Source organism: Pseudomonas sp. Larv2_ips (genome assembly GCF_963879675.1).
Taxonomy (GTDB): Bacteria; Pseudomonadota; Gammaproteobacteria; order Pseudomonadales; family Pseudomonadaceae; genus Aquipseudomonas.
On the sequence record NZ_CAWOAW010000031.1, the window covers coordinates 1 to 14,914 of the forward strand.

Genomic DNA, 14,914 nt, shown 5'->3' on the forward strand with positions numbered 1-14,914 from the left:
TTTGTTTACCAAGGAGTTTTCCGTTTCGACTGCGCCGGAAGTGGGGCGAATTATAGACTTCCAGAATCTGCCGTCAACACCTTTTTTCACATTTCTGTCATATCGGTCAAAAACCCCGCAGAAACACGAAAGCCGGCCCCAAGGGGCCGGCTTTCAGCCCACCTTACAAGCTAGGAAAGGCAAACTGCGACGCTTCATGGCTGGCCCGTTGCGGCCAGCGCTGGGTGATCGCCTTGCGACGGGTATAGAAACGCACCCCATCCGGCCCATAGGCATGCAAGTCGCCAAACAGCGAGCGCTTCCAGCCGCCGAAGCTGTGATAAGCCACTGGCACCGGCAGCGGGACGTTCACCCCGACCATGCCCACTTCGATCTCGTCACAGAACAGGCGCGCCGCCTCACCGTCACGGGTAAAGATGCAAGTGCCATTACCGTATTCGTGATCATTGATCAGCTGCATCGCCGCTTCCAGGCTATCTACCCGAACGACACACAGCACCGGCCCGAAGATCTCTTCTTTATAGATGCGCATCTCAGGGGTCACATGATCAAACAGGCTGCCGCCCAGGAAGAAACCTTCCTCATGCCCGGCAACACTTAAACCACGGCCGTCGACCACCAGCTTGGCACCCGCCGACACGCCATCTTCTATATAGCCGCTGACCTTGTCGCGCGCCTGGCCCGTCACCAACGGCCCCATATCCAGGCCGCAGGACGTGCCCGCACCAATCTTCAGCGCTTTGACCTGCGGCACCAGCTTGGCGATCAACGCATCCGCCACCTGATCACCCACGCACACCGCCACCGAGATCGCCATGCAACGCTCACCGCACGAACCATACGCCGCGCCCATCAAGGCACTCACGGCATTATCCAGGTCTGCATCCGGCATCAGCACCGCATGGTTCTTCGCCCCGCCCAGCGCTTGCACACGTTTGCCGCGCTTGGTCGCTTCGGAGTAAATGTATTCGGCAATGGGCGTCGAGCCCACAAAGCTCAGTGCCTTAACTTCCGGCGCTTCGATCAGCGCATCCACCGCGCCCTTGTCACCGTGCACCACGCTCAACACACCCTTAGGCAGGCCGGCTTCCTGCAGCAACTGCGCGATCAGCAGCGTAGAACTTGGATCACGCTCCGACGGCTTCAGGATGAAACAGTTGCCGCAGACAATGGCCAGCGGGTACATCCACAATGGCACCATCGCCGGGAAGTTGAACGGCGTAATACCAGCCACCACGCCCAACGGCTGGAAATCCGACCAGGCATCAATGTTCGGCCCCACGTTACGGCTGTACTCGCCCTTGAGAATCTCCGGCGCCGAGCACGCGTACTCGACGTTCTCGATCCCGCGCTTCAATTCACCCGCCGCGTCCTCCAGCGTCTTGCCATGCTCCTCGCTGATCAACTGAGAGATGCGTGCTTCGTTCTGCTCCAGCAATTGCTTAAAACGAAACATCACCTGGGCACGTTTGGCCGGCGGGGTATTGCGCCAGGCCGGGAACGCGACCTTGGCCGAGTCGATCGCCTGTTGAATGGTTTCACGACTGGCCAGTGGCACTTGGTGAATCACCTGACCGGTAGACGGGTTATATACGTCGGCACTCCGGCCGCTGTCATTGACCAACTCACCGTTGATCAAATGCTGGATAAGGCTCATGCAGGGCTCCTGAAAAGGTGTTCTATATAGAAGGAGAAATCAGTCGATCTTGTTCAGCACTTCGCCGACCGCGTCAAACAGGCGATCCAGGTCCTGCGGCTTGCTGTTGAAGGTTGGCCCGAACTGCAGGGTGTCGCCGCCAAAGCGCACGTAGAAGCCGGCTTTCCACAAGGCCATGCCGGCCTCGAATGGACGCACGATGGCATCACCGTCACGCGGAGCAATCTGGATCGCGCCGGCCAGGCCGTAGTTACGAATGTCGATCACGTTCTTGCTGCCCTTCAAACCGTGCAGCGCATTCTCAAAGTGTGGCGCGACTTCGGCCACGCTCTGCACCAGGTTTTCCTTCTGCAGCAAGTCCAATGCCGCCAGGCCAGCCGCGCACGCCACTGGGTGCGCCGAGTAGGTATAGCCGTGGGGGAATTCCACGGCGTACTCCGGCGTCGCCTGGTTCATGAAGGTCTGATAGATCTCGCTGCTGGCAATCACCGCGCCCATCGGGATCGCGCCGTTGGTGACTTGCTTGGCGATGCACATCAGGTCCGGGGTCACGCCGAAGCTGTCGGCGCCGAACATCGAGCCGGTACGGCCGAAACCGGTGATCACTTCGTCGAACACCAACAGGATGTTGTGCTGATCGCAGATCTCACGCAGGCGCTTGAGGTAACCCTGTGGCGGCACCAGCACGCCAGCGGAGCCGGCCATCGGCTCAACAAACACGGCGGCAATGTTCGACGCGTCGTGCAGTTCGATCAACTTGAGCAGCTCATCGGCCAAGGCAATACCGCCCTGCTCCGGCATGCCACGAGAAAACGCATTGCTCGCCAGCAAGGTGTGAGGCAGGTGATCCACATCCATCAAGCCCTGACCAAACAGCTTCCGGTTACCGTTGACGCCGCCCAGGCTGGTGCCGGCGATGTTGACACCGTGATAGCCACGGGCGCGGCCAATCATTTTGGTCTTGGTCGCCTGCCCCTTCAGCCGCCAGTAGGCGCGCACCATCTTCACCGCGGTATCGGCGCACTCGGAGCCGGAATCCGTGAAAAACACGTGATTCAGATTGCCCGGCGTCAGGTCGGTGATCTTTTCTGCCAGCTGGAACGACAGCGGATGGCCGTACTGGAAGCCCGGGGAGTAGTCCAGGGTGCCCAGTTGCTTGGCGACCGCTTCCTGGATTTCCTTGCGGGTGTGCCCGGCGCCGCAGGTCCACAGGCCCGACAACGAGTCGTACACCTTGCGGCCCTTGTCATCGGTCAACCAGCTGCCTTCGGCGGCCACGATCAGGCGCGGGTCACGCTGAAAGTTACGGTTGGCGGTGTAGGGCATCCAGTGCGCATCCAACTTCAATTGGCTGGCCAGGGACGTCGGGGCGTTTTCGGGCATGTTCATCAGCAAAACCTCGCAGGGCAAAAGGCAGCGTCGGGATTGAAAAGCGTTCTTGCAGCTAAATTGCCACGGGGATAAAGTCGGTGAAATTCAACTCTTCTAACCTTCAGTCAGGCCTTCACTAAACTATGAGCAGCCGCCGACCCGACCCTCTGGCCCAAGTCAGTGACTTCGATATCCGCCTGTTGCGCATCTTTCGCAGCGTGGTGGAGTGCGGCGGCTTCTCGGCAGCAGAAACCGTGCTCGGCATTGGCCGCTCGGCCATCAGCCAGCAGATGAGCGACCTCGAACAGCGCCTGGGATTGCGCCTGTGCCAACGCGGGCGTGCCGGTTTCTCGCTCACCGAAGAAGGCCGCGAGGTCTACCAATCGGCCCTGCAGCTATTAAGTGCCCTGGAAAGCTTTCGCACTGAGGTCAACGGCCTGCACCAGCATTTGCGCGGCGAGCTGATCATCGGCCTCACCGACAACCTCGTCACCCTGCCCCACATGCGCATCACTCACGCGCTGGCACAGTTGAAGGAGCGTGGCCCGGACGTGCAGATACAAATCCGCATGATCGCCCCCAATGAAGTCGAGCAAGGCGTACTCGACGGCCGCCTGCATGTCGGCGTTGTCCCCCAGGCCAGCGCGCTGTCGGGCCTGGAATACCAGCCGCTCTACAGCGAACGGTCGCTGCTCTATTGCGCGGTTGGCCACCCGCTGTTCTATGTCGACAACAAACAACTGGACGACGCCCGCCTCGACAGCCAGGACGCCATCGCCCCCACCTTCCGCTTGCCCGCCGAGATCCAGGCGCATTACCAGGCACTCAACTGCACCGCCAGCGCCTCGGACCGCGAAGGCATGGCGTTCCTGATCCTCACGGGCCGCTACATTGGTTACCTGCCTGACCACTACGCCAGCCTGTGGGTGCAACAAGGCCGACTGCGCGCGCTGAAACCGACTACACGTTTTTACGATTTGAGCCTCGCATCGGTCACGCGCAAGGGCCGTCGCCCTCATTTGGTGCTGGAAAGCTTTCTCGAGAGTCTGGCGGCAACGCGCTAGCTCGGGCCTTTCGCCAAAAGCTGAGCAACTGGACAGCTTTTTGCAAGGCACAAGGACCTTGAACCGTCCGCCCTGAGTTTGCCCGCCATGCCACCAGAAACCTCCAGCCCCAGCGACCTGATCTACGGCCTCAACGACCGCCCGAAACCCATCCCGGCGATACTGGCCGCCGCGCAACACGTGCTGGCGGCCTTCGTCGGCATTATCACGCCGCCCTTGATTATTGGCTCCACGCTGGGCCTCACCGCCCATTTGCCCTACTTGATCAGCATGGCGTTGATGGTCTCCGGCGTCGGCACCTTCATTCAGGCACGCAGACCCTTTGGCATCGGCGCCGGGATGATCTGCCTGCAAGGCACCAGCTTTGCGTTTCTCGGCGCGGTGTTGTCGGCAGGCTTTCTGGTCAAGCAACGCGGTGGCAGCCCGGAAGACATCATGGCGATGATCTTCGGCGTGTGCTTTTTCGGCGCGGCGGTACAGATCGTGTTGAGCCGCTTTATCGGCCAACTGCGCCGAGTGATCACGCCCCTGGTCACCGGGATTGTGATCACGCTGATCGGCATCAGCCTGATCAAGGTGGGCATCACCGACCTCGGCGGCGGTTTTAACGCGCCCGACTTCGGCGCTCCGGTGAACCTGGCGTTGGGCGTGTTCGTGGTGCTGACGATCATTTTGCTCAACCGCTCCAACACCCCGTGGGTTCGCCTTTCGGCGATCATCATCGGCTTGGCCCTCGGCAGCCTGGCCGCCTGGTTCAGCGGCAAACTGGTACCTCAGGCCCTGCCCGACTTGCCCTTGATCAGCGTGCCAATGCCCTTTCGCTTTGGTTTCAACTTCGACTGGAGCGCTTTTTTGCCCATCGCGCTGATTTATCTGATCAGCAGCATCGAGACCGTCGGTGACCTCACCGCCAATTGCATGATTGCGCGCCAACCCATCAGCGGCCCTTCTTATATAAGCCGACTCAAAGGCGGCGTCTTGGGCGATGGTGTGAGTTGCATGATCGCCGCTACCTTCAGCGCCTTTCCCAACACCACTTTCGCGCAGAACAATGGCGTGATCCAACTCACCGGCGTCGCCAGCCGTTACGTCGGCTTGTACATCGGCGTGCTGCTGTTCTGTCTCGGCTTGTTTCCGTTGATTGGTGCCGTGCTGCAGCAAATTGCCAAGCCGGTATTGGGCGGCGCCACCCTGGTGATGTTCGGCAGCGTGGCCGCTGCCGGTGTGCGCATCCTTGCGCAGGCGCCACTGGACCGGCGCAGCATGCTGATCATCGCCACCTCGTTCGGCGTCGGCCTGGGCATTGCCGCCCAACCGGACCTATTGCACTTGATGCCGTCCCTGGTGCAAAACCTGTTCGACTCAGCCATCACCAGCGGCGGCCTGACCGCCATCGTGTTGTGCCTGTTGTTACCGGAAACCAAAACGACCTGCGCTGCCGCAAACCACGCGCCGGAAAGCGACACGCTGGAACCGCTTTGACGGTTTTATTGCATCGGGACTTGTCTGAGGCTTGAGGGTGGGTTATCTGTGCACACGTCGTCTCTATCGATCAGCACGGAAACCTCCATGAGCCTCGAAGTTCCTGCCCACAGCAACCACGCCGGTAAACCCGCCAGCCGCATTCGGCAAAAGAACGAACAAGCGATTCTGCAGGCTGCTGAAGACGAGTTCGCGCGCCATGGCTACAAAGGCACCAGCATGAACACCATTGCCTCGAGTGCCGGGCTGCCCAAGGCCAACCTGCATTACTACTTCACCAACAAGCTCGGCCTGTACATCGCGGTGCTCAGCAATATCCTCGAACTGTGGGACAGCACCTTCAACGCGCTGACCGCCGAGGACGACCCGGCCGTGGCGCTCACTCGCTACATCCGCACCAAGATGGAGTTTTCCCGGCGTCACCCGCAGGCCTCGCGGATCTTCGCCATGGAGATCATCAGTGGCGGCGAATGCCTCACCGAATATTTCAGCCAGGATTACCGCGCCTGGTTCAGCGGTCGCGCTGCCGTGTTCCAGGCCTGGATCGACGCCGGCAAGATGGACCCCATCGACCCCGTGCACCTGATCTTCCTGCTGTGGGGCAGCACCCAGCACTACGCCGACTTTGCCACCCAGATTTGCCGCGTCACCGGGCGCACCAAGCTGACCAAACAAGACATGGAAGACGCCGGCAGCAACCTGATCCACATCATTCTCAAAGGCTGTGGCATCAAGCCCGCCCTATAAACGAAGCGACTTATGCCTTTCACGCTTACCGGCCTTTGCGAATTTCGTGAAGAAATACGCAAAAGCCGCTTTATTACCCTCGCGGCGCCGATCACCAGCGCGCAAGACGCCCAAGCGTTTTTCGAGCAACACAGCGACCTCAACGCCACGCACAACTGCTGGGCCTGGAAACTCGCCGATCAGTACCGCAGCAACGACGATGGCGAGCCCGGCGGAACCGCGGGGCGGCCGATTCTGGCCGCCATCGAAGCCCAAGGCTTTGATCAGGTCGCCGTGCTGGTGATTCGCTGGTACGGCGGCATTCAGCTGGGCACCGGTGGCCTCGCCCGTGCCTATGGCGGCGGCGCGAACAAATGCCTGCAAAATGCCGAGCGCATCGAGCTGATCAGCCGCGTGCCACTGAGCTGCGCCTGCGGCTTTTCGGAGCTGAACCTGGTGAAACTGCGTGTCGCCGAACTGGGTGGGCTGGTGGTGGACGAAACCTTTACCGCCAATGGTGTGGAGCTGCAGCTGGCACTGGGCGAGGCGGCTATCGACACGCTGCAAACCCAACTCGCCGACCTGAGCCGTGGGCGCATCCTGCTGGAGCGCTGAAACTGCCCACATCTACTGTGCACCTGCCTGTGGATAACCTGAGCACATCCGCCTGTAACCCTTCTGTCATAAGGGCTTACGGGCACCGGTCATTTTTTGATCAGTCTTCACGGGGACAATTTGCGCGATGCCCCACGCCCCCTCAAACAGCAACGTTACCCACAGCACCGCCGTCGCGCCCTGCATCAGCGCGTAGAGCTGCCAGGTCGCGAACAGTGCGCGGCCGGCCGCGTCATAGAGGCCAAACTGGCGCTGCGGGTCGCGAATTCGCAGCACTGCCCACACGCACACAATCGAGCCGAGCAAATTGGCCATCAGTACATGCGCCGGTGCAAACGCCGGCAACGTCCCCGGCAGGTTCAAACCCTGCAATACGCTGTGCACCAACACAAAGCTCCACGGTGTGACAAACGCCGCGGTCACGATCAAGTCATACCAGGCGCTGGCGCGCACCAGTGTTCGGTATTGGGCAGCGGTCCACATATCGGCAAGCTCCTTGAATTAAGAAGCCAGCAGGCTAAAGCCTGGAGTATGCTCCAGGGTCAAGCCCTTTCGAGCCCGCCCCATGCGTATTGGCGAACTAGCCCAGGCCAGCCAGGTCAGCCGCGACACACTGCGTTTCTACGAGCAGCGTGGGTTGATCGCAGCACAACGCAGCGCCAATGGTTACCGCGACTACCCGCCGGACATGGTGCAACTGGTGCTCTACATCAAAACTGCGCAACGCCTGGGCTTCAGCCTGGGCGAGATCGGCAGCAGCGTCGCCGCCCTCTGGCAGGCGCCCGACCCCGACAGCGCTGTCACACAATTGCTGCAAGACAAGCTCAACCTGATCGAAACCCGTATCAGCGAACTCGGCCACCTGCGCCAGGAGTTGCAGCAAAGGCTCGGGCAACGTTGTCCACTGAATCCGTGAACCTCCATTCCAAAGGATGCCTTTCATGTCTACGCCAAAAACCGCACTGATCATCGGCGCCTCGCGCGGGCTGGGCCTTGGCCTGGTCAAACAATTGCTTCAGGACGGCTGGGATGTGACCGCCACCGTGCGCGACCCGAACAAGGCCGATGCGCTCAAAGCCGCAGGCCCGGTACACGTCGAGAAGCTGGACATAGACGATCAGCAAGCCGTGATCGCTCTGAGCCAGCGCCTCAAGGACCGCACCTTTGACCTGCTGTTCGTCAACGCCGGCGTCAAAGGCCCCGCCAATCAAGAGCCTGGCCACGCCACCCTGGCGGAAGTCGGCCAGCTGTTCTTCACCAACGCCGTGGCGCCGATCAACCTGGCCCAGCGTTTTGTCGGGCAGATTCGCAAAGACAGCGGCGTGCTGGCCTTCATGAGCTCGGTGCTCGGCAGCGTGACCATTCCCGACGGTGCGGACCTGGCGCTGTACAAGGCCAGCAAGGCTGCACTCAACTCCATGACCAACAGCTTTATCACCCAACTCGGCGACCACAAGCTCACCGTGCTGTCGCTGCACCCGGGCTGGGTGAAGACGGATATGGGCGGTGAAAACGCGCTCATTGATGTCGACACCAGCGTGCGCGGCCTGATCGATCAGGTAAATGCCTACACGGGCAAGGGCGGCCATCACTTCGTGGACTACAAAGGCGACACCATCGCCTGGTAATACCCCGGTTCTACATGCGGGAGCGGGCTTGCCCGCGAAGACGTCGGCCCAGCCAACATTAATGTTGACTGGCGCACCGCTATCGCGGGCCAGCCCGCTCCCACAGGGGACTGCTTAACTGAACGGCATTGGTGACTCAAGAGCACCTCGCGCCTACAGCTGGACCGGATCCGGAACTCCACGTAATCTATCGACCTCGCCTTAACCGGCGACCCTGGATCAGCAGACAGGGCAACACTGAGCTGGCAAACCTGAACCCATCATTCAGAGGAGCCGGCCAATGCCTGCGACCCGTATCTGGTTAAAAAACCCCCTCGCGATTTTCACTGCCAATGGCCTCGATGCCCGTGGCGGCCTGGTGCTGCAAGACGGTGTGATCACCGAACTGCTGGGCTGGGGACAAGAGCCTGCGGTGCCCTGCGCACAGGTGTTTGACGCGCGCGAACATGTGATCCTGCCGGGGCTGATCAACACCCATCATCACTTCTACCAGACCCTGACCCGCGCCTGGGCACCGGTGGTCAACCAGCCGTTGTTCCCGTGGCTCAAAACCCTCTACCCGGTGTGGGCCCGGCTGACCCCGGAAAAGCTCGCCCTGGCGTCCAAAGTCGCCTTGGCGGAATTGCTGCTCTCAGGCTGCACCACCGCGGCCGATCACCACTACCTGTTCCCTGACGGCCTGGAAAATGCCATCGACGTGCAAGTGCAAAGCGTGCGCGAACTGGGCATGCGCGCCATGCTCACCCGCGGTTCCATGAGCCTAGGCGAAGCCGACGGCGGCCTGCCGCCGCAGCAAACCGTGCAACAAGGCCAAGTGATCCTCGACGACAGCCAACGCCTGATCCGCGAATACCATGAGCGCGGCGACGGCGCGCAGATCCAGATTGCCCTGGCGCCCTGCTCGCCGTTTTCGGTCACCCCGCAAATCATGCAAGCCAGCGCCGAACTGGCCAACAGCCTCGATGTGCGCCTGCACACGCACCTGGCGGAAACCCTCGACGAAGAAGACTTCTGCCTGCAGCGCTTCGGTCTGCGCACCGTGGATTATCTCGACAGCGTCGGCTGGCTCGGCCCACGCACCTGGCTGGCCCATGGCATTCACTTCAACCCGGATGAAATCGCGCGCCTGGGCGCCGCCGGTACCGGTATCTGCCATTGCCCAAGCTCGAACATGCGCCTGGCCTCCGGCATCTGCCCGACCCTGGACCTGCTCGCCGCCGGTGCGCCGATTGGCCTTGGCGTGGACGGCTCCGCGTCCAACGATGCCTCGAACATGATCCTCGAAACCCGCCAGGCCTTGTACATCCAGCGCCTGCGTTACGGCGCGGAAAAGATCACCCCCGAAGGCGTGCTGGGCTGGGCGACCAAAGGCTCGGCGCAATTACTGGGGCGTACGGATATCGGTGAGCTGGCCGTGGGCAAACAGGCTGACCTGGCACTGTTCAAGCTTGATGAGCTGCGTTTTTCCGGCAGTCACGATCCGATTTCGGCGCTGCTGCTGTGCGGCGCCGACCGGGCGGATCGGGTGATGATCGGAGGCAAATGGCGGGTGATTGACGGGCAGGTTGAAGGCCTGGATTTGAAAGGTTTGATTGCCGATCACACACAGGCGGCGAAACAGCTGATCGCCGGAACCTAAGCCAGGCATATCAAAATGTGGGAGCTGGCTTGCCTGCGATAGCATCATCTCGGGGCAACTGAAAAACCTGGGTGTCTGCATCGCAGGCACGCCAGCTCCCACAAAACCCAGCTCCCACATTGAGTTCTGCGGTTTCTACAACCCCAACAGCGACAGCATAATAAACGTCGCAAACAACACGAAATGGGTCATCCCTTCGATGGCGTTCGTCTCGCCATCGTTGAGGTTGATCGCACTGACAACCAGCGTGATCAACACCATCACGGTTTGCACCGGCGTCATCGCCATCTGGAACGGCTGGCCGGTGTAGAGCGCCATGGCCTCCATCACCGGCACCGTCAAAATCACCGTCGACAACGATGCACCGAGTGCGATGTTGACCACCGACTGCATGCGGTTAGCCAAGGCTGCCCGCAAGGCCGTCAGAATTTCCGGCGCCGCCGAAATAGCCGCCACCACAATCGCCGTGATCACCGGCGGCGCGCCCGTGCCTTCCAGGCCCAGGTCGAGGGTCTTGGACATCACCTCGGCCAGTGCGCCGATCACAACCACGCCAAACACCAATGTGCCAATGGAGAAGGCCAGGCTGATTGGCGGTTCCTGCTGTTCTTCGGGCTGTTTCTTGCGGCGTTTTTCCGGGTAGCTGTAGCTGAAGAAGTAACTGTGCGGCCCCACCTGCATGCGCAAAAACAGGGTGTAAAGCAGCACCATCGCGCCGATGGTGAACGCCGAGTAAATTTTCCAGTCGGCCTGGGGGATGAATTCCGGCACCACCATCGACACGCCCATGGCGGTGAGGATCATCACGCTGTAGCTGCGTGCCGAGTCATCGTTGTAGGACTGTTCGCCATGTTTGATGCCGCCCATCAGCGCAGCCAGGCCGAGGATGCCGTTGATATCGAGCATCACTGCCGAATAAATCGTGTCGCGTACCAAGGTGGGCGATGGCTCGTTGCTCATCATGATCGCCAGGATCACCACTTCCACCAGCACCGCGGCGAGGGTCAGGATCATGGTGCCGTAAGGGTCACCGACCTTTTCCGCCAGTTGCTCGGCGTGGTGGGCAACACGCATCGAGGCCACGACGATGAAGACGATCAACGCCACGCCGCTGAGCAACGCCACCATCTGCCCGCTGTGCAGCATCCAGTGCTCCAACGGGTAGGCGACGATGGCGGCAATCAGCGCCAGCACCATGTATTTTTCTTGCTTGAGGGATGTGAACATTCCGGGCCTTTTCATGCAGCAAATCAGTCATTGATGGGGTACAGACTGCACCACGCCGCTAACGTTTCGTTACACCTTAGTTCACGTGGCCCTTGCACGAATAAAACCAATACTCTCCTGCTGGTCAGGTTTTGCCGATTATTTCGGCCATGGCCTGTAGAATGCCGCCATTGCACCTGATGAGAATTTAGAAAATGTACGATTGGCTCAACGCCCTGCCCAAGGCTGAATTGCACCTGCACCTGGAAGGCTCGCTGGAGCCTGAGTTGCTGTTCGCACTGGCCGAACGCAACAAGATTGCACTGCCTTGGAACGACGTCGAAACCCTGCGCAAGGCTTACGCCTTCAACAATCTGCAAGAGTTTCTCGACCTGTATTACCAGGGCGCCGATGTGCTGCGCACCTCCCAGGATTTCTACGACCTGACCTGGGCCTACCTGCTGCGCTGCAAAGAACAGAACGTGATCCACACCGAACCCTTCTTCGACCCGCAAACCCACACCGACCGTGGCGTGCCGTTCGAAGTCGTGCTCAACGGCATCGCCGCTGCGCTCAAAGATGGCGAGCAGCAACTGGGCATCACCAGCGGTTTGATCTTGAGTTTCCTGCGCCACTTGAGCGAAGCCGAAGCCGAGAAAACCCTCGACCAGGCGCTGCCGTTCCGTGACGCGTTTGTGGCTGTAGGCCTGGACAGCTCGGAAATGGGTCACCCGCCGAGCAAGTTCCAGCGCGTGTTCGATCGTGCCCGCCACGAAGGCTTCCTCACCGTGGCCCACGCCGGCGAAGAAGGCCCGCCCGAGTACATCTGGGAAGCCATCGACCTGCTGAAAATCCAGCGTATCGACCATGGCGTGCGCGCCATCGAAGACGAGCGCTTGATGCAGCGGATCATCGACGAGCAGATCCCGCTGACCGTGTGCCCGCTGTCCAACACCAAGCTGTGCGTGTTCGACGACATGGCCCAGCACAACATCCTCGACATGCTCGAGCGTGGCGTGAAAGTCACGGTGAACTCGGATGACCCGGCGTACTTCGGCGGTTACGTCACCGAGAACTTCCACGCGCTGTACACCTCGCTGGGCATGACCCAGGACCAGGCCAAACGCCTGGCGCAGAACAGCCTGGATGCGCGGCTCGTGAAGCCTTAAGCAACAACCGCTGACACGACAAAATCAATGTGGGAGCGGGCTTGCTCGCGAAGGCGATGTATCAGTCAATACCTGTGTCGACTGAAACACCGCCTTCGCGAGCACGCCCGCTCCCACAGTGGTGGTGTGCTGTTCCTCAGACTTCGGTCAGTTCTTCCAGCGTCTTGCCCTTCGTCTCCCGCCCAAATACCCACACCACCAGCGCCGCTACGGCAAAACACAGCGCGCCCAAGGCAAACACCCCGCCCTGCCCCGTTATCGGAAACACCAGCCCCGTTACCAACGGCCCGAGCAACGAGCCCACGCGACCAATCGCCGAAGCGAACCCAGAACCGGTTGCCCGCGCCGACGTGGGATACAGCTCAGGCGTGTAGGTGTACAGCACCGCCCACATGCCAAACAGAAAGAACTGCATCAACAGCCCCGACGTAATCAGCAGCCCCACGTTGCCGCCAAACACAGCGCTTTGCCCGTACACAAACGCCATCACGCCACCGCCCAGCAAGGTCACAACGCAGACCGGCTTGCGCCCCCAACGCTCCACCAGCCAGGCGGCCATCAGAAAGCCGGGAATCCCGCCCAGGGAAATGATCACCGTGTAGTACACCGACTGAGTGACCGCAAACCCCGATTGCTGCAACAACGCGCTCAACCAGGAGGTGAGCCCGTAGAAGCCGAGCAATGCAAAGAACCACACACTCCAGATCATCATCGTGCGTTGCCGATACTGCGGCGACCACAGCTGCTCAAACGCCGAGAAAAACGTCCCCGGCACGCTCTCAACCCGTGGCAGGGCAATTGGCGCAGGCAAGTCGGCGCTCCCCAGCGAAACGCGCACTTTTTGCTCGATACGCTGCAACACCTTATCCGCCGCCGCGTGCCGTCCGGCCTGCTCAAGCCAGCGCGGCGACTCCGGGATAAAAAACCGGATCGCCAACACAAACACCGCCGGTACAGCCAACACCAAAAAGATGTCACGCCAACCAATCACTGGCAGCAGGAAGTAAGACAGCACACCCGCCGCCACAAAACCCAACGGCCAGAAGCCATCCATCAGGGCGATGTAGCGCCCGCGCCCCTTGGCAGGAATCAACTCCGAAAGCATCGACTGCGCAATCGGGAACTCCATGCCCATGCCGATCCCCAGCAACACGCGAAACAGCGTCAGCGTCTCCACCGTCTGCGCCGTGGAACACAGGTAGCTGGCAACGCCCCACAGCACGATGCTCCATTGGAACACTGGCTTGCGTCCAAACCGGTCCGCCAACATTCCGGATAAAGATGCACCGACCACCATGCCAAAAAAACTCGAACTGGCCAGCAACCCGGCCTGGGCCGTACTGAGGCCGAACTCGGTTTTGATCGACCCCAACAGGAAAGTCATCATCGCCAGGTCCATGGAGTCGAAGAAAAACGCCAGCGCGATGATGATGAAGATGATTCGGTGATAGCCGCTGATGGGCAACCGTTCCAGCCGTTCTGCTGCGCTATAGCCTTGCATGCCCATGCCGCACCCCCTGTATGAAAAATCCCCAAAGCGAGTGTGCGGTATCGTTTTGCCTGGTTATTGCTGGATGCGACCTGACTGAAACTCTGAGCGACCATTGCCTTCCTGGGGCGCGGCGAGGCGGTTGATTTCCCCAAGCCCGACGTCGGAGAACTGCAGGGCGTGGGACTCGTTGACCACGCTGACCCAGCCCGACTGCAAAAACAGCTGCAACAGCCCCGCCCCCAAAGCGCCCCCCAAGTGCGGTTGCTGCTGACTCCAGTCAAAGCAGTCGCACGCCAGGGGCGAGGCCAACGCGTGGGTGAAAATGCCCAGGCCTGCCAGGCGCTGCGCGCCTGTGACGGTGACCTCAGTACGTTGTTCATGACGGTCGATCCATCCCGCCTGAAACATGCGCTGGTAAAGCCCTGCGCCCAGTTCCCCGCCCAGGTGGCCATGGCATAACCGGGCTCGGCGCAACGACGCGGGCGCCACCAGCGCCGGCGGCACACCCTGCTGCGGCGCACTGCGCACGGCGCTGGCCATGGTGGTACTGGCCAACGCGTCGATGGCAACGCTGACGTCAACGGCGGCGACACGAAACACGCGCTTGCCACGCTGGGCTTCAACCCGCAGCAAACCGCTTCCAGTCAGGCGCGACAAATGCGCGATCGCCGAAGCCGACGACAGCCCGGCCAGCATCGCCAGTTCCTCTGACGATTTCGCCGACCCGTCCATCAAGGCCCAAAGCATGGCGGTGCGCTTGGGCTCGCCGAGCAAGCTGGCAATGTGACTGATGCAGGGTGCTTCTTCCATGTATTCACTCCTTGTTAAACCATTTGTCTGCTGCGGTTGGAACCGAAGTATAGGG

At 60.8% G+C, this 14,914-nt stretch carries 14 protein-coding genes; 8 read left to right on the top strand and 6 right to left on the bottom strand.

What is annotated here, in order from left to right:
* Window positions 1-163 precede the first annotated feature (163 nt).
* Together AACV02_RS25700 and AACV02_RS25705 are read right to left on the bottom strand one after the other, a co-directional pair.
* Window positions 164-1,657 (bottom strand): CoA-acylating methylmalonate-semialdehyde dehydrogenase, encoded by a 1,494-nt coding sequence (locus tag AACV02_RS25700; protein WP_119737723.1) that lies wholly within the window; start codon window positions 1,655-1,657, stop codon window positions 164-166.
* Between the two features lie 39 nt (window positions 1,658-1,696).
* Window positions 1,697-3,046 carry an aspartate aminotransferase family protein gene (locus AACV02_RS25705; protein WP_106577754.1) on the bottom strand — a complete coding sequence of 450 codons (1,350 nt, stop codon included), beginning with the start codon at window positions 3,044-3,046 and terminating at the stop codon, window positions 1,697-1,699.
* A gap of 125 nt (window positions 3,047-3,171) precedes the next feature.
* Here AACV02_RS25705 and AACV02_RS25710 point away from each other — a divergent pair, with 125 nt between their 5' ends.
* From AACV02_RS25710 to AACV02_RS25725, 4 genes are all read left to right on the top strand, one after another.
* Window positions 3,172-4,092, top strand: a complete 921-nt coding sequence (locus AACV02_RS25710) for a LysR family transcriptional regulator (RefSeq protein ID WP_119737725.1) — start codon at window positions 3,172-3,174, stop codon at window positions 4,090-4,092.
* A gap of 87 nt (window positions 4,093-4,179) precedes the next feature.
* Complete coding sequence (locus AACV02_RS25715; RefSeq protein WP_119737727.1) at window positions 4,180-5,574, top strand: uracil-xanthine permease family protein; 1,395 nt, start codon at window positions 4,180-4,182, stop codon at window positions 5,572-5,574.
* Between the two features lie 87 nt (window positions 5,575-5,661).
* Window positions 5,662-6,321: a TetR/AcrR family transcriptional regulator gene (locus AACV02_RS25720; protein ID WP_106577751.1), complete on the top strand. Its 660-nt coding sequence runs from the start codon at window positions 5,662-5,664 to the stop codon at window positions 6,319-6,321.
* Between the two features lie 12 nt (window positions 6,322-6,333).
* Complete coding sequence (locus AACV02_RS25725; protein ID WP_119737729.1) at window positions 6,334-6,915, top strand: IMPACT family protein; 582 nt, start codon at window positions 6,334-6,336, stop codon at window positions 6,913-6,915.
* A gap of 66 nt (window positions 6,916-6,981) precedes the next feature.
* Here AACV02_RS25725 and AACV02_RS25730 read toward each other — a convergent pair whose 3' ends face one another.
* Window positions 6,982-7,398, bottom strand: a complete 417-nt coding sequence (locus AACV02_RS25730; protein ID WP_119737731.1) for a hypothetical protein — start codon at window positions 7,396-7,398, stop codon at window positions 6,982-6,984.
* An 82-nt stretch (window positions 7,399-7,480) separates the two neighbouring features.
* On the opposite strand from AACV02_RS25730, the gene AACV02_RS25735 reads away from it, so the two are divergent.
* The 3 genes from AACV02_RS25735 (at window position 7,481) to AACV02_RS25745 (ending at window position 10,182) form a co-directional block, all read left to right on the top strand.
* Window positions 7,481-7,831, top strand: a complete 351-nt coding sequence (locus tag AACV02_RS25735) for a MerR family transcriptional regulator (protein WP_106577748.1) — start codon at window positions 7,481-7,483, stop codon at window positions 7,829-7,831.
* A 25-nt stretch (window positions 7,832-7,856) separates the two neighbouring features.
* Window positions 7,857-8,543, top strand: a complete 687-nt coding sequence (locus AACV02_RS25740; protein ID WP_106577747.1) for an SDR family oxidoreductase — start codon at window positions 7,857-7,859, stop codon at window positions 8,541-8,543.
* Window positions 8,544-8,823: 280 nt separating this feature from the next.
* The gene (locus AACV02_RS25745; RefSeq protein WP_106577746.1) at window positions 8,824-10,182 is read left to right on the top strand and encodes an 8-oxoguanine deaminase; all 1,359 of its coding nucleotides are present in this window, start codon (window positions 8,824-8,826) and stop codon (window positions 10,180-10,182) included.
* Between the two features lie 135 nt (window positions 10,183-10,317).
* Here the strand turns inward: AACV02_RS25745 and AACV02_RS25750 are convergent, their stop codons facing one another.
* Entirely contained in the window at window positions 10,318-11,409 is a 1,092-nt protein-coding gene (locus AACV02_RS25750; protein ID WP_119737735.1) for a calcium:proton antiporter, read from the bottom strand.
* 194 nt (window positions 11,410-11,603) lie between these two features.
* Between AACV02_RS25750 and AACV02_RS25755 the strand changes: the two genes are divergently transcribed.
* The gene (locus AACV02_RS25755; protein WP_119737737.1) at window positions 11,604-12,557 is read left to right on the top strand and encodes an adenosine deaminase; all 954 of its coding nucleotides are present in this window, start codon (window positions 11,604-11,606) and stop codon (window positions 12,555-12,557) included.
* A gap of 136 nt (window positions 12,558-12,693) precedes the next feature.
* On the opposite strand, the gene AACV02_RS25760 is transcribed toward AACV02_RS25755, so the two are convergent.
* Window positions 12,694-14,064: an MFS transporter gene (locus AACV02_RS25760; protein WP_119737739.1), complete on the bottom strand. Its 1,371-nt coding sequence runs from the start codon at window positions 14,062-14,064 to the stop codon at window positions 12,694-12,696.
* A 57-nt stretch (window positions 14,065-14,121) separates the two neighbouring features.
* A complete protein-coding gene (locus AACV02_RS25765; RefSeq protein ID WP_119737741.1) occupies window positions 14,122-14,859 on the bottom strand; it encodes an ArsR/SmtB family transcription factor in 738 nt (245 codons plus the stop codon).
* Between the last annotated feature and the right edge of the window lie 55 nt (window positions 14,860-14,914).